Raw genomic sequence first — 19,729 nt, 5'->3', positions numbered from 1 at the left:
CGGGTCGGCGGTTCCGTGAGCCGGGTGGACAAGTGGCGGGCGAGCCCCGGTCGATCGTTGGTGGATCGACCGGGGCTCGTCGTGTGAAGCCGGATCAGGTGAGGTCGAACCGGTCGAGTTCCATGACCTTGGTCCAGGCTGCGACGAAGTCGGCCACGAACTTGTCGCGCGCGTCCTGGCTGGCGTAGACCTCCGCGACGGCCCGTAGCTGGGAGTTGGAGCCGAAGATGAGGTCGACCGCGGTGGCGGTCCACTTCACCTCATCGGTGGCCAGGTCGCGGATCTCGTACACGTGCTCGTCGGACTCCGACGCCTTCCACCGGGTGCCCGGGGAGAGCAGGTTGGCGAAGAAGTCGTTGGTGAGCACGCCGGGCCGGTCGGTGAGTACGCCGTGCTGGGTGCCGCCGGAGTTGGCCCCGAGGGAGCGCAGGCCGCCGACGAGGACGGTCATCTCGGGCGCCGTCAGGTTGAGCATGTAGGCGCGGTCGAGCAGCAGCACCTCCGGCTGGGTCTTCTCGCCGGCACGCAGGTAGTTGCGGAACCCGTCGGCCCGCGGCTCGAGGAGCCGGAGGGAGTCGACGTCGGTCTGCTCCGCAGTGGCGTCGGTGCGGCCCGGGTGGAACGGCACGGTCACCTCGACGCCGGCGTCGCGCGCCGCCTTCTCGACAGCGGCCGAGCCGGCCAGCACGATCAGGTCCGCGAGCGAGATCTTCGCGCCGCCGGCGGAGTTGAACTCCCGCTGGATGCCCTCGAGGGTCTCCAGCACCGCCGCGAGCTGCTCGGGCTGGTTGACCTCCCAGCCGCGCTGCGGCTCGAGGCGGATCCGCGCGCCGTTGGCGCCGCCGCGCTTGTCGGTGGACCGGAAACTGGCGGCGGAGGCCCAGGCGGTGGAGACCAGCTGGGCGGTCGTCAGGCCGGACTCCAGGACCTTCGCCTTGAGGGCGGCGACGTCGGCGTCACCCACGAGCTCGTGGTCGACGGCCGGCACCGGGTCCTGCCACAGCTGGGGCTCGGCGACCCAGGGCCCGAGGAAGCGGCTGACCGGACCCATGTCGCGGTGCAGCAGCTTGTACCAGGCCTTGGCGAACGCCAGCGCGAACTCGTCGGGGTTCTCCAGGAAACGGCGCGAGATCTTCTCGTACGCCGGGTCGACGCGCAGCGACAGGTCAGTCGTGAGCATCGTCGGCTTGTGCTTCTTCGACGGGTCGTGGGCGTCCGGGATGATCGCCTCGGCATCCTTGGCGACCCACTGCTTCGCGCCGCCGGGGCTCGTGGTGAGCTCCCACTCGTAGCCGAAGAGGATCTCGAAGAAGCGGTTGCTCCACTGCGTCGGCACGTCGGTCCACGTCACCTCGAGACCGCTGGTGATCGTGTCCCCGCCCTTGCCGCTGCCGTGGGTGCTCAGCCAGCCCAGGCCCTGCGTCTCCAGCGGGGCGCCCTCGGGCTCGGGGCCCACGTGGTCGTCGGCGATGCCGGCGCCGTGGGTCTTGCCGAAGGTGTGGCCACCGGCGATGAGGGCGACGGTCTCCTCGTCGTTCATCGCCATCCGGGCGAAGGTCTCGCGGATGAAGTGCGCAGCCGCGAGCGGGTCCGCGTTGCCGCGGGGGCCCTCCGGGTTGACGTAGATGAGGCCCATCTCGGTCGCCCCGACGCCGGCCGCCATCTCCTTCTCGGAGGCGTAGCGCTCGTCGCCGAGCCAGGTGTCCTCCGGGCCCCAGAAGATCTCCTCGGGCTCCCAGACGTCCTGCCGGCCGAAGCCGAAGCCGAAGGTCTTGAAGCCCATCGACTCCAGGGCGACGTTGCCGGCGAGCACGAGCAGGTCGGCCCAGGAGATCTTCTGGCCGTACTTCTGCTTGACCGGCCACAGCAGCCGGCGGGCCTTGTCGAGGTTGGCGTTGTCCGGCCAGCTGTTGAGCGGGGCGAACCGCTGACCACCGTCGCCGGCGCCACCGCGACCGTCCTCGATGCGGTAGGTGCCCGCGGCGTGCCAGCTCATCCGGATCATCAGGCCGCCGTAGTGGCCGAAGTCGGCCGGCCACCAGTCCTGCGAGGTGGTCAGGACCTTGGTGATGTCCCGCTTGAGGGCCTCGACGTCGAGCTTGGCGAACTCCTTGGCGTAGCTGAAGTTCTCCCCCAGCGGGTTGCCCTTGGACGAATGGGCGTGCAACACCGAGAGGTCGAGCTGGTTGGGCCACCAGTCCCGGTTGGTGCGCGGACGACCTCCGGTCTTCGGCGTCGGCGAGTCGATCGCCGGGTTCTCGCTCTCGCTGCCGTGTGCGGTCACCGAGTCGTGCGCGACCGGGCAGCCAGCCGCCGCCATCTTGTCCACGCCCTGCGCGCTGGCGGGGGCGTTGTCCTGAGTATCGCTCATCTGTTTCCTTCCGAACCGGCGGATCACTGGGAGGTGCGTTCGGTCGCACATCCGGGGCAGGTGCCCCAGTAGACGACCTCCGCCTCGTCGACCACGAAGCCGTGGTCGTCGGAGGCGGTGAGACAGGGAGCATCGCCGACAGCGCAGTCGACGTCGGCGATCGCACCGCAGGAGCGGCACACGACATGGTGGTGGTTGTCCCCCACCCGGGACTCGTACCGGGCGGTCGCACCGGCAGGCCGGATGCGCCGCACCAGACCGGCGTCGGTGAGCGCCCGCAGCACGTCGTACACCGCCTGGTGGGAGACCGTGGGCTGATCCGCTCGTACCAGCTCGATCACCGTGTCGGTGTCGACATGCGGATGGTCACGCAGCACCGCGAGCACCGCCAACCGAGGCCGGGTCACGCGCAACGAGACCGCCCGTAACTGGGTCTCGAAGTCGGGCGTCACACGACGAACATAGCCTATTTTTCTGGAACGAATCCATTTTGGCTTCGATTCGGCCTACGCGTCTTCGACACAGACCCGGCCGCCCAACCTGGATCTTCCATGGTGGCCGCGCCCGATACGCCTCCGGCGTGTTCGACACCCTGGACGCCGGACTCGCCTGGGCGGCCCAGCACCAGGTGACCGGGATCCTGGCCGAGTACGGCCTTGTTGCAAGATACTGGCAATAGCCAAGATTCGGCAGCATCATCGGAGGGAACCCTGATGGCGGTCTACACCCTGCCCGACATGCCCTACGACTACGGCGCACTGGAGCCGGCCATGTCCGGGCAGATCCTGGAGTTGCACCACGACAAGCACCACGCCGCGTACGTCAAGGGCGCCAACGATGGCCTTGAGCAGCTCGCCGAGGCCCGCGCCAAGGGCGACTTCGGCACGCTGGTCGGCCTGGAGAAGACCTTCGCGTTCAACCTGTCCGGGCACGTGCTGCACACCATCTTCTGGAACAACCTGTCCCCCGAGGGCGGCGACCGCCCCGACGGTGAGCTCGCCGCCGCGATCGACGAGCACTTCGGCTCGTTCGACGCCTTCGCCGGGCAGCTCTCCGCCGCGACGAAGAGCGTGCAGGGCTCCGGCTGGGGCGTCCTCGCCTGGGAACCGCTCGGCCAGCGGCTGATCGTCGAGCAGGTCTACGACCATCACGGCAACGTCGGCCAGGGAACCACCCCGCTGCTGGTCTTCGACGCCTGGGAGCACGCCTACTACCTGCAGTACAAGAACGTGCGCCCCGACTACGTGGACCGGCTGTGGAACGTGGTGAACTGGGCCGACGTGATTGCCCGGTTCGACGCCGCCCGCGCCGCCGCCCCGAAGATCTGACCGCGTGACCGCACCGACCCCCGCCGGGGCGGAACTGCTCCAACGCGCCGCCGGGGTCATCGCCGCCAAACACCGAGGCGACCTCGCCGGCGCCGAGGCGCTCCTCGCCGCCTTCCCCAGTGAGCAGGCCCGCACCCTCGGCTTCTATCTGCTCGCCGACCTCGCGCTCGGCCTGGTCAGGGCCAGCAGCGGGCAGTCGATGGACGACCTGGTGCGGGAGTTGTCCCTGCTGGTCGCGGCCACGGCGGGCCAGCCACCACCGGCCGGGCACTGAGGGCAGGGTTCTCGCAGCCGGACACACCGGCTGCGAGGGCCCCGCTCCCGGCTGACGCGGCGACGGCAAGATTCGTACCCCCGCCTGCCCGCGACGGATCCACGCGGACGCCGCGTCCACCGCGGGGCTTCTACGACGCTGCCGCTCACCGCCCGGTCACTGCCGGAGGTGACCCGCGCATCCTTTTCGGCGCCAGTTGTTGTGCTTGTCGCCCGGCCTGCGTTCTGGCTGGGTTGGGCAGGGGCCGCCGGGGGAGGCTGGGGTGACGGTGTGCCCCCGATGGGTTACGGTCCGAGGTGGTCGCGGGTTGGAGTCTGGCCGAGGAGGCAGCTCATGCAGCGAGTCGAGTGCGGCCTGCTCGCGATCATGGGGTCCGGTGAGACGAGCCCGACCATGGTCAGCGTCCACCGGGCGGTCGTCGACCGGCTGCCGTCGGACCGGCCGAACGCGGTGCTCCTCGAGACGCCGTACGGCTTTCAGGAGAATGTCGCCGACATCTCCGCCCGCGCACAGAACTACTTCCACCACAGCGTCGGGCTCCGGGTGTCGGTGGCGCCGGGCATGCGCGGCCGGGCATCTGCCGGGACGGACGCCGACCGGGGTCTGGCGATGGTGCAGACCTCGGACTGGATCTTCTCCGGTCCGGGCAGCCCTTCCTACGCCCTCGACCACTGGCATCGACAGCCCCTCGCCGCCGCGCTGGTCGAACGGATCCGGCATCCGCGCGGCGCGGTCGTGTTCGCCTCGGCCGCCGCCGCCACGATGGGGTGTCTCGCCGTGCCGGTCTACGAGATCTACAAGGTCGGCGCCGCACCGCACTGGCGCGAAGGACTGAACCTGCTCGCCTGCCTTGACCTGCAGGTGGTGGTGATCCCGCACTACGACAACACCGAGGGCGGCACCCACGACACCCGCTACTCCTACCTGGGAGAGCACCGGCTGACCATCCTCGAACGGGAACTGCCGGCCGACGCCGCGATTCTCGGCGTGGACGAGCACACCGCGGTGATCGTCGACCTGCTCAGCGGCAGCGTGGAGATCACTGGCCGAGGCGGCCTGACCGTACGCCGCGCCGGCCGCAGCCGCGTCCTGCCCGCCGGCGTCACGCTGAGCCTGGCCGAGCTACGCGCGTTGACACGCAGCGACCGGCTTGCATCGACGAGGGTCGACGGTATTCCCATTCAACCGTCACGAGTGGCTCAAGCGGCAACCCTGCCGGAGGTGACCCTGCACTGCGAGCGGCGCTTCGAGATGGCCCGGCTCGCCGGAGCAGCCGACGATATGGTGCAAGCCGTCCTGGACCTCGAGGAGACGATCGGCGTTTGGGCCGCGGACACCGAGGAGGACGAGGGCACCAGCCAGGCCCGCGCGGTGCTCCGAAGCCTCATCGTGCGGCTCGGACACGCCGCCGCGACAGGTCTCCGAGACCCCCACGACCTGCTCCGCCCCCTGGTGGAACCGCTGCTCGGCCTACGCGAGCGGCTCCGCACCGAACAGGCCTACCAGGCTGCGGACGACATCCGAGCGGCCCTGACAGCCGCCGGAGTGATCATCAACGACACCCGGGCAGGCACGCAATGGACCGTGGCAGCGTCCGCCGACGCCTCCGCCACCTGAGCATTCCGCCCCGATCATCGGGGTGAACAGCCAGGGATCATCTGAGGTCCGCAGGACCGTCTCCCTAAGCTGATCACGTGCCATCCTCACCACTTGCCGCCGTCGCACCGACGGCGCTGCCGCTCCCGAGCGTCGTCGTCGAGGTGCTCCTGATCAGTGCCGACCAGGATGGCCTGCGCTTCCGGCCCCTCTCCGCCCCGCTGCGAGACGAACCCCCCGATGTCGTTGCGCGGTCGTTGGCCGCACTGCCGCCGGGGGGCCTTGACGGGCTCCTGCACTCCACGTCGTGGCGTTTCGTCGACGGTCGCCTGACCGTCACCTACGTGGCACTACCCGATCCCTGTCCAGGCGCCGCCACGACACCGGTCGCACCCACACCAGTGCTCGGGTCCGAGGACTCCCTCGCCCCCACTCCCGCCGAGATCCGACCCGTGGACGTCGCCGTGCACGCCTGCCGTCACCTCGCCTTCCTGCGGCATACCGATCCCACCGTCGCAGCCGTTGCCGCCGCCGCACCCATGACCTGGGCGCTGATCACCGAGTTCACGCCCGCCGTGGCGGGCATGCTCACCTCCGACGCAACCCCGGTGCCCGCCCGTACTGGTTGAGCGACATGGCATCCGTAACGGCACCCGGCCCAAGGCCGTGTTGACCGATACCAGCAGGCCGGTGCGGATCGATGTCCCCCAACGGGACCGTGCCGGCACGGTCGAGCCCCAGATCGTGCGTAAGAGACAGCGTCGGCTGGTGCGGTCTGACTCCCACCCGACGCGGAGGCCGACACCGTTCGCGTCGGCTGATGGATGCATCTCAAATTAGGCTGTCGCGGTGACGGCCAGCCACGGATTCATTGACCTTGACGTGCCCGGCGATGAGCCAGGAATCTCGGACGGGGGCAGGCCCGCTGGGCCGCGCGTCGGGCGGAAGGCAGCTTCGTACCTGATCGCTGTCTTCGTGCTCGGCGTGGTGATCGGTGGTGCCGCCGGCGCCGAGTTGCGGGCCTCCCGTGACGAACGGGCCAGGGCGGGCACGGTCTCGCTGGTGGCCATGCCGGGCTCGTTCGGCAGCGCGTCGGGCTCGGACGACGGTAGGACCGTGCTGCCGAACGCGCAACTGGTGCTGGTCAACGCCGGCCCGGCTCCGATCACGGTGCGGGTGGAAGGGGCACAGCGGCCAGGGGCCCTGGTACGCGACACAGGCCAGTCCCGGCTGATGCGCCCGGGTGGAACAGCCTGGATCGACGTGGAGGTCACGTTCGACTGCATGACCGCGTTCGCACCGGAGCCGCTGCCCGTCAGCTTCTCCGTGGAGACCGCCGACCACCGGGTCCGGCGGACGAGCTACCCCATCGCGCTTCGGGGCAGCCCGTGGCAGCAGGTATGCGAGCGTCCACTTGTACGCGCCGATGAGCGAGCGGGGAGTTAAGAGCCGTCGTGGCCCTTTAAGACTGTAAGCCTCCGCAGCTGCCGCTGGCTCTCGGAGGTAGTCCCGAGGCTAGGGCTTCTTCTCAGCGACGAACGTCCCGCGTCCGGTGAATGTCACGACCATCCCTCGATCACGCAGCAGCCGGATCGCCGCGCGGACCGTTCCGCGGCTGACGCCGTACTCCTGCTGCAAGGTTGACTCGCTCGGTAGCGGCTGGCGCGGCTTCAGCTTCCCCTCCTCGATCTGCTTGGCGAGGAGGTCTGCGAGCTGGACGTAGAACGCCACCGGGGACATCTCGTCAACCATGGGCAGGACCTTATGGACGCACAGCCTGGGCAGGAGGTCGGGTACGGGCATCCCGTCCTAGACAGGGTGTACAGGCTAGGCAGGCAGGACGGGTTGGACTACCCTCGGTACGCGTCTGTAAACCAGCAGCCCAGGGAGTAGTGCTGTGTCCAGGTTCAAGTGGTTCCAACGTCCTGACCAGCCCGTTGACAACGTGAACGGGGAGCCGACCCCGCAGCAGGGCGAGCCTCAGCCGCCCCCCGAGCCGCTGACGGACGCCGTTCGCTCCCGCCGGGCCGCCAAGTGCCACAACCAGGTGAAGGCCCGTCATGCACATTGAGCGGCGGCCAGAGCCACCCTTCTCCGTCGTCATGGCCGGCTACGTGATCGACTTTCATCACCGCAACGTGTGCACCAAGTGCGGCGACGACGGGTGTCCACGAATCGTGGATGCTCGCAAGACGTTGGAGGCCTGGCGGGACAGGAGGCTTCATCGTGAGGGCCGGTGACGTCCTGCACGTCACCCGGGCGGCCAGCCCGCAGTTCGTCACCCCGATCTTCTTCCGCCTCATCCGCGTCATGAGCCTGCCGACGTACCACGGGTGGTCATGGCTGGAGGGCTACCAGTTGGACGAGCGGGGCGATGCGGTCGCCCGGCGCGAACTCTTCGTGCAGCCTGCCGGACTCCGGAAGCTCTCCGCCCCCTCCCCTCGGAAGGCTCGACAGCCCCTCTCCCGTGGGCGTAGGGAGCCGGGGGCCTCCGGGCGGAGCTGACTCCCGCCGGGTCTCAGCGGCGTCGGGCCGCCACGACCTCGCGGGCGTTGTGCTGGCCCCGCCGTCGGTTCTGCCAGACGGTGACGCCGACCGCCACCATGGCGGCCAGGCCGAGCGCGATCCACAGCAGCGGGTTGGTCCGCACCGCGCCGGGAAGCTGCTGGGCGAGGACGAAGACGCCCATCACCACGACGAACGAGCCGAACGCCTTGCGCAGCACGTCCTCGGGAACCCGGCCGGCGAGCCGGCCGCCGAGCAGACTGCCGACGACGGCCGCGGCGGTCACCGCGGCGGCCAGGCCCCAGTTGATGCTGACGCTGGACAGGTAGCCGGCCAGGCCGGCGAAGGACTTCATCGCGATGACGACCAGCGAGGTGCCGACGGCGACGGGCATCGGCAGGCCGCCGAGCAGGGCGAGGGCGGGGACCACCAGGAAGCCGCCGCCGGCGCCGACCAGGCCGGTGACCAGGCCGACCACGACACCGTCGAGGACGACCCGCCCGACGGGAAGCTCGTGCGGCACGGGCCGGCCCTCGGCGCTGCGCCGGCTGCGGATCATCGCGACGGCGGTGGCGAGCATCATCAGTGCGAACCCGGTGAGCAGCACCCCGGCCGGGATGAACTCGGCCAGGCGGCCGCCTGCGTACGCGCCGGCCATGCCGGCCACGCCGAAGATCAGCCCGGTACGCCACCGGACGCGCCGGGCCCGCGCGTGCGGCAACACACCGACCGCGCTGGTGACGCCGACGACGAGCAGCGAGGTGGCGATGGCCTCCTTGGCCGGCAGGTCGGCGACGTAGACCAGCAGCGGCACGGCGAGGATCGAGCCGCCACCGCCGAGCAGGCCGAGGCTGATCCCGACCAGCACGGCCAGCCCGACGGTCAGCGCGAGGCCGCCGGTCATGCCCGCCGCCCGGTGGTCGGCCCCCCACGGAGCTGGCCGACGATGGTGTCCAGGTCGCAGCTGGCACCCCGGTTGTATGGGAGCTTGCCGAGCAGCATGCCCATCGCACAGGTGTTGGTCACGGCGGCGAAGGTGAGGCCGGCGCCGATGAACCCGGCGACCCACTTCAGCTGCGGCACGAACACCGAGCCGAGGACGCTGGCCAGGACGATGGACCCGGCGACCAGGCGGACCTGGCGCTCCAGGTCCCACCGGGGCTTGCCCTGGGCGATCGGGGCGTTGGCAGCCTGCCAGGCCATGATGCCGCCGTTGAGCACCTTCAGGTTGGGCAGACCGACCCCGGCGAGGGCCTGTTCGGCCTGGGCGGCGCGGACCCCGGAGCGGCAGATCAGCACCACGTCCTCGTCGAGGTGGCGGCGCAGCTCCTCGCGGTGCTCCTTGAGCAGGTCCAGCGGCACGTTATAGGAACCGGGGATGTGCGAGGTCTCGTACTCGCCGGGGGTGCGCACGTCCAGCAGCCGGGGCGCCCGCCCGGCGGCGATCAGCTCGCGCAAGGTCGCCGCGTCGAGCGTCGAGGGGGTGGTCGGGGTCGTGGTCACGTTCTTCCTCCATTGAAGTCGCTTCGGTACGAGCGCGGACCGCTGGTCGGACCCGCGTGGTCATGGGGGCGTCCTCGTGCCGCGCCGGCATCGGCCGACCCGGCACGAGGGCGGCGATCATCAGGCGGTGGCGGCCATCCGCACGCCGGCCTGCTCGGCGTGGCCGAACATGTCGTCGATCAGGACGACTTCGCGGCCGGCGTTGGCCAGCAGCGACGCGGCGGCGGTGGCGCGGTAGCCGGAGCCGCAGTGCACCCACACGGTGCCGGCCGGCACGTCGGTGAGTCGCTTGGGCAGGTCGGGCAGCGGCACGTGCACCGCGCCGTCGATGTGGCCGGCCTTCCACTCGTTGGTCATCCGGACGTCGAGGACGACCTGCGGGGTGGGCAGGGCCTCGGGGGTGCTCCCGGCCTGCGCGGCAGCGAGGGCCGGAAAGTCGGCGACGGTCAGCTTCCGCAGGTCGGCCGGGCCGGTCGCCCACTGGTCGGGGGCTCCGGTGGCCCTGGCGGCCGGCCGGTCGATGCCGATGCGAACCAGTTCCCGCTGGGCGTCGGCGACCTGCCCCGGCGTCTCCGCCAGCAAGACGATCGGCACCCCCCAGTCGATCAGCCAGCCGAGCCACGTCGACATGGGCCCGTCCAGGCCGAGGCTGACCGTGCCGGCCAGGTGGGAGGCGGCGTACGCCTTGCGGTGGCGCAGGTCGACCACCCACTCCCCGGCGGTGATCCGCTCCCGCAACTGCGCGGCGTCGGCCCGGGTCACCGGGCTGAGGTCGACCGGGGCGGGCCCGGCGGCGTTGACCACGCCCATGTGGGCGTAGTACGCGGGGTAGGCGTCCAGCCCGGCGAGAGTCTCGGTGACGAACTGGTCGGCGGCCAGCCGCAGCACCGTGTTGGCCTGCTTCTCCCGGCCGATGGTCGATTCCGGGGCGTCGGCCTGGCTGGCCGAGCAGAAGCTGCCGAAGCCGTGGGTGGGCCACACCTGGGCGCCGTCGGGAAGCAGGTCGGCCAACTTCCGCGCCGAGTCGTGCTGGTGGCGGGCCAGGGTGTGGGCGTGCTGCTGGCCGAGCAGGTCGCTACGCCCGGTCGTGCCGAACAGCAGCGACCCGCCGGTGAACACCCCCACCGGCGACCAGCCACCGTCCCGGGCCTCGTCCAGCACGTAGGACAGGTGGTGGAAGGTGTGCCCGGGCGTGCCGACGACTCGCAGCCGCAGCAGGTCGGACACGGCCACCTCATCGCCGTCGGTGACGGGCATGCGGTCGAAGCCCACCTCGTCGTGGGCGGAGACCAGGTACTCCGCGCCGGTCAGCCGGGCCAGTTGCAGGCCACCGGAGACGTAGTCGTTGTGGATGTGCGTCTCCACCACGTGAGTGATCCGCACACCCTTCTCACCCGCGAGATACACGATCCGGTCGATGTCCCGCTGCGGGTCCACCACCACTGCCACCCGGCCGTCCGTCGCCAGGTAGCTGCGGTCCCCGAGGGACGAGGTCGCGATGACCGACACCTGCACCGTCATCCGTCTACTCCTTCACGCCATCCCGTATACCCCGGGGGGTATACGGGGAACAGTCGTCACCCTTGGTCGAACTCGAACACTCACTTACCCGCCCCGGCGAGGAACAAGCCGCCGGGGCGCATCAGCCCTGAAGGATCACGCCAAGGCCAGGAACAGCTTCTCCAGTTCCTCTTCGGTCATCTCCGGCTGCTCGCCGCGATCGCGGGCACCGGAGCAGTGCCGCATGCCGGAGGCGATGATCTTGTAGCCAGCCCGGTCGATCGCCTTCGACACCGCGGCGAGCTGAGTCAGCGCCTCGCGGCAGTCCTGGCCGCTCTCCATCATCTCGATGACCGCGTTGAGCTGCCCTCGTGCTCGCTTCAGGCGGGTCAGCGCCTCCCCGGTCATCTCGGGACGCAACTTCATCTCATCTACCTCCACTTCCACCGTAACACCTACCCCGGGGGGTATGCCGGTGGCTCCGCGGACGCTTCCGGTGTCCTGCGTCGAAGCCGTGCTGGCCACGCCACCCACCTTCCACGATTGCCGCCTACGACCATGAGAACATACCCCCAGGGGTATCCATTCCCCGCCGGAGTGGAGCCCTGCGAGATGTTGACCTAACCACCGACCGGCGGATCGCAGTCCGCCGCGCGGCCCGGTGCGGCGCGGCAAGCACCGCCGGGTCGGGCGGGGTCAGCTTTCCGACTCATCGATGGCCGGCACGGACTCCCGGCCGGTACGGAACCGGCGGTCGCCGGCGGCAGACCCGGCGGATCACCGCCGCCCATCGACCCGGATCGACCCGGAACGCGCCTACCCTGCCGGAACTCGGCACATCCCGGCCCGGTCGACCGGGCACCGACGATTTCCCGCCCCGTGACCAATCGACGGGGGCCGGTTCGACATCCCGGAAAAGCGGGCGCACGTCAGTTCCTGGACAGCGCGCGGGGCTTCCTGTGCGGCGCCATCACTCGCTAGGGTTCGGGAGCCGCAAGCGCCTGCCCGCCGGTCGCGCCGCGGTATTCCCACGTCATCCCGCATCCCACAACCCGAACGGAGTGGTATGGGGTCGGCACTGCTTGTCCCAATTCACCTCGATGCACTGTATCTCACCGGAGATCTCGCGGTCACCGAGGGCGCGGCCGATTTCTCAAAACTGCCCTATTTCGACGGAACCCGCGACATCAATCCCGAGGTCGCCTACCTGAGCGAATCGATTGTCGCAACGCCGTTCCATGACCAGAACCTCATTCTCAAGGCCGGCGTGCATCTGCACTGGGCGCTGCCGGATGCGTTGACGAAGGGGGGGCACACGGCGGACGGCACCGCCTTCCCTGCCGTGCCGACCCACTGGCTGGTAACCCGCAGCAGGCTCGCCACCAGCGGAGACAGCGTGGTCGAGCGGCGCTGGGTGGTCGAGAGCGACTACCTGTATCCAGCCGGTGAGGGAGCACTGTCGGGCGCCATAGCCTTCCCCGTGCCTGCTTATCTGGACGATTCCACAATCCATCCGTTCCGGTTCCTCGGGCGGTCCATGCCGCTGGCTCAGTGGCTCGATCCCGACCGCGATGCCGGGCGGGTGCCGGAACATCTCGACAAGCTGACCGCAGCCGGATACGGCCATCCCGCCTTTGCCGCCGTCTATCCGAACTGCCACAGCGTGTTCGGTTTTCACGATCCCGATCCCGGGCCGCTCGGCCCGGATTTGCAGTATGACGTGATCGGCTGGTATCGGGCGTCGGGTAACGACTGCATCGGGCAACTGGTCCGCCAACTCGCCACCGAACTCGAACTGGCCTCGCCGGCTTCGGTCACGCCCGGTCCGCTGCTCGAGAGATTGGCCGAGGAATACGGCTGGACCCCCCGGGTCACCGTCACCAAGGAACAATTGCGCGCAATATCCACGGATCCCGATCCACTCTGGCGGGAGCTGCTGGCCCGGGACTGGCTGGCCCCGGTGGACAACCAGACGGCGCTGGCCACGATCACCAGCTGGCGTGCCGGGCAGCTGCTGAGCACGCCGTTCCAGGATGTGGCGGAGCGGGTCGGGCAACTGCTGGACCACGCCGCCGCCACCGCACTCGGCAACACCCCGCCCGAGCGGGTCGCCTGTCACGCCCGGCTGCGGTTCGCCCCGACCAGCACCACCGACGCTCCCGGCCTGATCCTGGCGGTCGGCAACAGCGGTGCCGAGGCGCTCGCCGCGTACCTGGCGGACGCGGACGCGGCCGGGCCGGACCAGGCCGCCGCCGTCGAGCGGCAGCTCGCCGCAGTGCTGGAGCTGACCGGGGCGCAGCAGCGAGGGCTGGACACCAACGCGAAGCTCGCCGAGGCGTACCACGAGCGGACCTTCCGGCCGGTCGACGGCGAGTCCCGCTGGACGGTCAGCTCGCAGCTCGCGGCCGGCACCGCCGACGCCACGGCCGAGCAGGATCTCGCCGACCTGCCGCCGGACATCTCCGCCGCACTCGCCGAGCTGAACCACCTCCAGGACACGTACGACCGGACCCGGCAGCGGATCGAGTCGACCCGCGGCCAGATCTTCTCCGACTGGTACAAGTACCTGCTGTGCAGCTACCCGCCGCACGACGAGGTGGACGACTATCCGGACGCCGACACGGTCCGGGCGCTGATCGAGTCGGACCTCGCGACGCTGGACGAGCAGGTGGTCGCCGCCGCCCGGCTCGACCAGCAGCGGCACCAGGCCGCCGAACAGATCCGCCGGAGCCTGGCCGAGCGGGCCACCGGCACGGACCGGGCCGGCTACACGCTGCGCCAGGTGGCCGGCCCGCGCTACTACCAGCCCGCCGAGCCGGTGGTGCTGCTGGCCGGGGACGCGGTGCGCCCCTCCACCCGCTACGGCCAGGACCACCGGTTGCGGCCGGACGACATGCTCGACACCCGGCTGCTGCCCGAGGTGGACTTCGCCGAACCGGAGGCGCTCTGGCAGGCCGTCGACGCGGTGTGGCGGGATCTCGCCGGCGCGGTGGCCGCCGGGCGGGAGACGGTCGGCTTCGCGCTCTGGCGGCGGCAGCCCTGGCATCCGGTGCTGCTGGACTGGGAGGTGCAGTTCTTCCCCCGGGCCGAGCAGGTCAACCGCGACGGCGCGTACGACCCGGACTACATCAACACCAACTACCAGCTGGACGGCGACTCGGTCGAGCTGGCCCTGCGCGACGACCGGCAGCACCTCGCGGTCGGCGCCCGGTTTTACCACGGCAGCAGCATTCTCACCTCGTTCGCCGCCGAGCAGATGCGCACGGTCATCGGCCGGTACCTGGTCGACCTGGTGCTGCACCGCGATCACGAGCAGTTCTTCGCCGCGGTGCGGATCGCCGAGGAGGACCGGACCGCCGACTTCCTGCTCCAGGACATCGACCAGGTGGTCACCTGGTACGCCCAGCGGTATCGCCCGGACGGGCCGGACGACCCGGTCGCCAACGTGGTGGCCGCGTACCGGCGGCTCGGCCCCGACTTCGCCGCGCTGTCGCAGGCGTTGAGCGGGTTCAACGAGGCGCTGCTGGCCCGCCGGCAGACCATGCAGCTACCGGTCGCCGACCCGCTGGCCTTCGCCGACGACGCGGACTTCACCCGCCGGGTACGGGCAGCGGTGCGGCACGGCAACCACAGCGCGCCGATGCCGATGGACGACTTCAACCCGATCCGGGCCGGCGCGCTACAGATCAGCCGGCTGCGCCTGGTGGACAGCTTCGGGCAGGTACGCGACCTCACCTGGGACCGGCTGGTCCGGCCGGAGCCGCTGGCCGAGCCGGCCAACACCACCTGGATCGGCCTGCCGCCCCGGCTGGTCCAGCCGGCCCGGCTGAACCTGCGTTGGCTGGCCGCGGACGCCGACCACGTGGAGGCCGGCGCGCACGCGGTCAGCAGCCCGATCTGCGGCTGGATCCTGCCCAACCATCTCGACGACAGCCTGATGTTCTACGACCGGAGCGGCGTGGCCCTGGGGCAGGTGGACCAGTCCGCGAGTTGGGAGCCGGCGCCGGGCGCGACCGCCCCGGTGAGTTCCGCCCAGGTCCACGACCAGGCCTTCGCCGGAATGAACCCGCACCTGCGCCGGGTCGCCGCCCAGCTCACCCGGGCGCCGGGTGCGCCGGACACCGGGCAGGCCGGCTTCCTGGCGACGTTCCTGGAAGTGATCGAGTCGGCGTTGGACACCGTCGCGCCGGAGAACGCCGCCCAGCAGCAGGGCCTTGGGTTGCTGTTCGGTCGCCCGGTCGCGGTGGTCCGGGCGAAGGTGAACCTGGAGCTGTGCGGGCTGCCGGCGGTCAGCCAGAGCTGGCCCTCCTTCGACCAGGACCTGCGCCGGGGCACCCGGGACTCGCAGGGTTTCACCGGGGTCCGGTTTCCGGTCCGAATCGGCGCCCGGGACCAGTTCGACGACGGCCTGCTGGGCTTCTGGAAGGAGACCGGGGACGGGTACGCCGACAACACGTTCTACGCCGCGCTGGCCGAGCCGTCCGACCACGCCCGGATCGTGCCGTACGACAGCCCGGCCGCCCTGGTCGGGCAGGCGATCGACGACCCGCCCGAGGAGCTGACCCTGCTGGTCGATCCCCGGGGCAAGGTGCACGCGAGCAGCGGCGTACTGCCCACCAAGGTGATCGACATCCCGCCGGACCAGTTCACCGCCGCGCTGGCCGCGATCGAGGTCACCTTCCTGACCGCGCCGCTGATCACCCCGCGTGACCAGGTCCGGATCTCGCTCGCCGAGGAGCCGGGGTACCGCTGGTCCTGGCTGGCGCCGGAGCCGGCGTCGAACGGGCCGGTGTGGGTCGAGACCGAGGCCGACGCCACCATCACCCGGGCCGCCTTCCTGGCCCACTTCCCCACCGCGGCGGCGTTGTGGACCCAACTGCTCGACCCGCGGACCCGGTGGCTGGTGCCGGCCGGCGCGGGCGGTGCCACCGTGCTGGCGCCGGCGCGGCGCAAGAGCGTCACCCTGCCTGGTGACTTCGCCGGCCTGGAGCAGTGGGCCGACGCGGTGCTCGGCATCGACCCGGCGACCGGTTCGGCGCCGGCCGCCCCGGTCACCCCGGCCCGGCTCAGCGCGGCGCTGCCGGCGGCGGCGGACGTCTGGGCTCACCTGGTCCGGCCGGAGACCGGTTGGCTGACGCCGCTGGACGGCGAACCGATCCGGGCCAGGATCGTGCCGGCCGACCAGCGACCGGGCGTCGTGGTGGGCGCCCCGGCCGAGGACCGGGCCGCGCCGCCGGACCTGGACGGACCGTTCGCCGGGCTTGCCGCCCGGATCGGGCTGATCTTCGACCTGTACCAGTCGGGCATCGCCGCGATGCGCGCCGACGCCCTGTTCACCGGCCCCCAGGAGATCCGGGAAGGCTGGCTCACCCTCCGCCCAGCGCGGGCGCGCAGCGACGATGCGAGGACACGATGACCGCTCTGGACCGCGGGCTGGCCCTGCACCTGACCCTCACCCAGGACGACAGGCGCACGGTCGTCGACAGCTCCGGCAACGGCAACAACGGTACGGCCCGGGGCAGGGCGCAGCCGGTGGACGATCCGACCCTGGGCCGGTGCTACCAGTTCAACGGGACCACCGACTACGTGGAGATCCCGCCGTTGGGTCGCACCGACACGGTGACCATCCAGCTGTGGGTCCGCGCCGACGTGCTGGACCGGACCCGCACGGTGCTCGCCTGCGCCGACTGGCCGACCGGCAACCTCCTGATCGAGTTCGTCAACACCAGGTTGAAGGTGAACCTGACCGGAGGCGAGCCGGGGGACCAGATCTTCGGGTACGCGTTCACGGCGAACCGCTGGTACCACCTGGCGGTCAGCTACAGCCGCCGGGACCAGCGGATCTCCCTGTACGTCGACGGCAAGCTCACCGAGACCCGGCAGTACGGGAAAACGGCCGAGGTGAACCTGACGGGCGCGTGGGTCGGCGGCCGGAACGCCGGCACCTACTTCCAGGGCCGGATCGGTTCGCTGCGGATCTACCGGCGGGCGCTGACCGAGGACCAGATCCGCCAGATCATGCAGATCGACCTGGCGAAGCTCGTACTGCACCTGCCGCTGGACGAACTGCGCGACAACGCGGCAGTGGACGCCGCCGGCTCCACCCTCGCCGCCCGAGCGACCGGCACGCCCTCGACCGTGCTCGACGAGTTCTTCGGACGTTCCCTGCGGTTCGACGGAACGAACGAGATGCTGACCATGCCCGACGCCGAGGCGTTGCGGCTCGGCGCGTACACCGTCTCGATCTGGCTCAAGCCGGACGGCCCGCCCCCCACGCTCTGGCAGGGCATCGTCGGCAAGCCCGGCCGCAACTTCAACATCTGGCTGAACAGCGCCGGTCACATCCACCACCGGTTCAATGCCGGCGGCAACTGGAACACCGGCGCCCCGGACACCCCGCCGGGCAGCATCGCCTGGAACGCGTGGAACCACGTCGCGATCACCAACGACGGTACGACCGCGACCACGTACATCAACGGGGTGCTCGCCGCGACCGGACCGACCGGTGGCGCCCCGGTGGTCAACAACGCCCCGCTGCTGCTCGCCGGCGACCTCGACGGTGCGGCGTCCGGCCACCGGTTCAAGGGCAACCTGGCCCACCTGCGGATCTTCCGGGCGGCGCTGCCCGCCGAGGCGATCCAGCGCGGCATGGCCGTGGACCAGGCCGCCGTCACCTCGGTGCGGCGCAGCCACCCGCTCGTCTTCGACCTGCTCGACGGCGACGACGAGACGGTACTGCCGATCGACAGCGACCCGACCGGCCACCAGCTCTTCCTGGAGATCACCAACAGTGCCGACCAGCCGGTCCTGCTGGATCCGATCACCACCGCACCGACCGCGACCAACCACCACCTCGCGCTGCGGTTCCGGGCCGGTACGCTGGCCGCGCCCTGCCTCGATCCGGCCAAGCCGCAACAACTGGTCCGGGTCGCCGCCGACGGGTGGCAGATCAGCAAGCCGGTGTCCGAGGACCAGACCGTGGTCTTCTACCTGGCCAGCACCAGGGGACGCACCCTGGAGCAGGGCCGGACCTGGCACCTCACCCTCGAACACGCGATCGCGGACGTGGCCGGCGGCACCCGCGCCACCCGGGTGGAGTTGCACTACCGGCAGTTGCGGTACGCCGGCCAGACCACCGCGCTGGAGGGCCACCGCCGGCGGATTCTGAAGATCATCAACCGGCTCGGCAAGCCGGAGATCCCGCTGCACGCCGGCTTCACCGGCGGCAACTCCGTGCTCAACGACAGCCGCTCCGAGTCGATGCTGGTGCTGCACGTGGCCAACCTTGCCGCCGACGGGCCGATCCCGCTCGCCCCGCGCGACACCAGCCAGAACCCGACCCGGCTGCGCATCTCCTTCGACCACGAGCCGACCACCCGGGCCACCCTGGACCGGCCGTGGGCGCTGGGCACCGGAAGCGACCTGAAGGACGTCGACATCCCGGCGAACGCCGCGGTACGCACGGGCTGGCAGGTGGAACGGACCTCGGTCGAGGGCGAGGCGACCGAGCTGGTCCTGACCCCGATCGGCAAGACCAGCCTGGGCCTGCGGGAGATCGTGGAGATTCCGCTGGCCCGGATCCGCTCCTCCCTGCCGTCCGGGCCGGCCAACCTCTACCTGCGCTACGAGAACGTTCCCGGCTACCAGGACGGCCAGTTCATCTGCCCGGTGGTCAAGGGCCCGCTGGTGGCCAACGGGTCGTACGTCGGCGTGGGCACCAGCAGCCCGGCCGCCCCGCTGCACGTACAGGAGGCGACCGGCACCGGGCACGGCCCGAACAGCGGCTCGTTGCTGATCGACCACGACAACGGCGGCGGCGCCAGCAGCATCGTGTTCCGCAGCCGGGTCAACCGGGGCAGCGACTACGGCTTCATCCAGTACCAGGACGCCGCGGCGACCGGCGGTGCCGGCGAGAGCGCCCGGCTGATCGTCGGGACCAGCAACGACCCGGACGACCACGTGATCCTGCAACCGGCCGGCAACGTCGGGGTCGGCGCCCCGAACCCGAAGGCCAAGCTGCACGTCGACGGCGACTACTACGGGCGGGGCCACCTCCACCTGTACGCCTACGAGGGCGACGGCCGTGACGGTACGGCGTTCGTGCAGGCCCGGGACGACTCGGGCCGGACGTCGCTGGGCCTGCGCCTGCGCACCCAGACCCAGGGCAGGATCGTCGACGCGATCCACCTGAACCCGGACGGCAACGTGGCGCTCGGGCACGCCGACCCACGATCCCGGCTGACCGTGCACGGCTCGACGAACATCAGCGCGGACGGCGCACCGGTCGGCCTGATGACGATGCTGTTCAACGGCCGGATGAACGACGGCGAGAGCCGCACCCACCAGCTCTACAACCTGACCAACCACTGCACGTCGTGGCTGGAGCTGACCGTGCTGATACACGACACCAACTCGAACACCCACCGGCTGCTGACCCGGGTCGAGTACGTCGCGTACCGGGAGTGGACCGAGGCTCCGAAGGTCGAGATGCTGGCCCAGCCGTACCGCAAGACCGGCGCGCGGAGCATCTACAACGCCGGCGTCGCCGTCGTCGGCAACGACATCCAGGCCCAGGTCAGCCAGAGCGGCTTTGCCACCAACAGCGTCTACAAGGTGCTCGCCCGCTACCTGATCGGCAAGTCGTGAGCCGCG

At 70.7% G+C, this 19,729-nt stretch carries 15 protein-coding genes and 1 pseudogene; 9 read left to right on the top strand and 7 right to left on the bottom strand.

Features of this window, described 5'->3' with window-relative positions:
- Nucleotides 1-94 precede the first annotated feature (94 nt).
- Both katG and OG617_RS12920 read right to left on the bottom strand, forming a co-directional pair.
- Nucleotides 95-2,371: a catalase/peroxidase HPI gene (katG, locus tag OG617_RS12925; RefSeq protein ID WP_405101605.1), complete on the bottom strand. Its 2,277-nt coding sequence runs from the start codon at nucleotides 2,369-2,371 to the stop codon at nucleotides 95-97.
- A 23-nt stretch (nucleotides 2,372-2,394) separates the two neighbouring features.
- Complete coding sequence (locus tag OG617_RS12920) at nucleotides 2,395-2,823, bottom strand: Fur family transcriptional regulator (protein WP_405101603.1); 429 nt, start codon at nucleotides 2,821-2,823, stop codon at nucleotides 2,395-2,397.
- Nucleotides 2,824-3,084: 261 nt separating this feature from the next.
- On the opposite strand from OG617_RS12920, the gene OG617_RS12915 reads away from it, so the two are divergent.
- From OG617_RS12915 to OG617_RS12890, 6 genes and pseudogenes are all read left to right on the top strand, one after another.
- On the top strand, nucleotides 3,085-3,699 hold the full coding sequence (locus OG617_RS12915; protein ID WP_396685599.1) for a superoxide dismutase: 615 nt from the start codon (nucleotides 3,085-3,087) through the stop codon (nucleotides 3,697-3,699).
- A gap of 4 nt (nucleotides 3,700-3,703) precedes the next feature.
- The gene (locus tag OG617_RS12910; protein ID WP_405101601.1) at nucleotides 3,704-3,973 is read left to right on the top strand and encodes a superoxide dismutase; all 270 of its coding nucleotides are present in this window, start codon (nucleotides 3,704-3,706) and stop codon (nucleotides 3,971-3,973) included.
- Nucleotides 3,974-4,306: 333 nt separating this feature from the next.
- Entirely contained in the window at nucleotides 4,307-5,590 is a 1,284-nt protein-coding gene (locus OG617_RS12905) for a hypothetical protein (RefSeq protein WP_405101598.1), read from the top strand.
- A 77-nt stretch (nucleotides 5,591-5,667) separates the two neighbouring features.
- On the top strand, nucleotides 5,668-6,198 hold the full coding sequence (locus OG617_RS12900) for a hypothetical protein (RefSeq protein WP_405101596.1): 531 nt from the start codon (nucleotides 5,668-5,670) through the stop codon (nucleotides 6,196-6,198).
- Between the two features lie 10 nt (nucleotides 6,199-6,208).
- Nucleotides 6,209-6,337 (top strand): annotated as a pseudogene (locus OG617_RS12895) (transposase); the annotation flags it as partial.
- A gap of 207 nt (nucleotides 6,338-6,544) precedes the next feature.
- Nucleotides 6,545-7,015 (top strand): hypothetical protein, encoded by a 471-nt coding sequence (locus OG617_RS12890; protein WP_405101593.1) that lies wholly within the window; start codon nucleotides 6,545-6,547, stop codon nucleotides 7,013-7,015.
- Nucleotides 7,016-7,084: 69 nt separating this feature from the next.
- On the opposite strand, the gene OG617_RS12885 is transcribed toward OG617_RS12890, so the two are convergent.
- The gene (locus OG617_RS12885) at nucleotides 7,085-7,321 is read right to left on the bottom strand and encodes a GntR family transcriptional regulator (protein WP_405101591.1); all 237 of its coding nucleotides are present in this window, start codon (nucleotides 7,319-7,321) and stop codon (nucleotides 7,085-7,087) included.
- Nucleotides 7,322-7,795: 474 nt separating this feature from the next.
- Between OG617_RS12885 and OG617_RS12880 the strand changes: the two genes are divergently transcribed.
- Complete coding sequence (locus tag OG617_RS12880) at nucleotides 7,796-8,074, top strand: hypothetical protein (RefSeq protein WP_405101589.1); 279 nt, start codon at nucleotides 7,796-7,798, stop codon at nucleotides 8,072-8,074.
- Between the two features lie 13 nt (nucleotides 8,075-8,087).
- On the opposite strand, the gene OG617_RS12875 is transcribed toward OG617_RS12880, so the two are convergent.
- The 4 genes from OG617_RS12875 to OG617_RS12860 form a co-directional block, all read right to left on the bottom strand.
- Nucleotides 8,088-8,978: a sulfite exporter TauE/SafE family protein gene (locus OG617_RS12875; protein WP_405101587.1), complete on the bottom strand. Its 891-nt coding sequence runs from the start codon at nucleotides 8,976-8,978 to the stop codon at nucleotides 8,088-8,090.
- Nucleotides 8,975-9,577: a rhodanese-like domain-containing protein gene (locus OG617_RS12870; RefSeq protein WP_405101585.1), complete on the bottom strand. Its 603-nt coding sequence runs from the start codon at nucleotides 9,575-9,577 to the stop codon at nucleotides 8,975-8,977. The genes OG617_RS12875 and OG617_RS12870 overlap by 4 nt, the downstream gene beginning before the upstream one ends.
- 120 nt (nucleotides 9,578-9,697) lie before the next feature.
- Nucleotides 9,698-11,098, bottom strand: a complete 1,401-nt coding sequence (locus OG617_RS12865) for a rhodanese-like domain-containing protein (protein ID WP_405101583.1) — start codon at nucleotides 11,096-11,098, stop codon at nucleotides 9,698-9,700.
- A gap of 135 nt (nucleotides 11,099-11,233) precedes the next feature.
- A complete protein-coding gene (locus tag OG617_RS12860; RefSeq protein WP_091089764.1) occupies nucleotides 11,234-11,503 on the bottom strand; it encodes a metal-sensitive transcriptional regulator in 270 nt (89 codons plus the stop codon).
- An 841-nt stretch (nucleotides 11,504-12,344) separates the two neighbouring features.
- On the opposite strand from OG617_RS12860, the gene OG617_RS12855 reads away from it, so the two are divergent.
- Both OG617_RS12855 and OG617_RS12850 read left to right on the top strand, forming a co-directional pair.
- Nucleotides 12,345-16,493 (top strand): hypothetical protein, encoded by a 4,149-nt coding sequence (locus OG617_RS12855; RefSeq protein ID WP_405101580.1) that lies wholly within the window; start codon nucleotides 12,345-12,347, stop codon nucleotides 16,491-16,493.
- Nucleotides 16,490-19,723, top strand: coding sequence for a LamG domain-containing protein (locus tag OG617_RS12850; protein WP_405101578.1), 3,234 nt, complete (start codon nucleotides 16,490-16,492; stop codon nucleotides 19,721-19,723). Before OG617_RS12855 ends, OG617_RS12850 begins: the two co-directional genes overlap by 4 nt.
- Nucleotides 19,724-19,729: the final 6 nt, after the last annotated feature.

Origin of the sequence: Micromonospora sp. NBC_01412, assembly GCF_045040215.1 — a bacterium.
Classification (GTDB): Bacteria; Actinomycetota; Actinomycetes; order Mycobacteriales; family Micromonosporaceae; genus Micromonospora; species Micromonospora rubida.
This window is presented reverse-complemented; position numbering and strand designations above follow the sequence as displayed.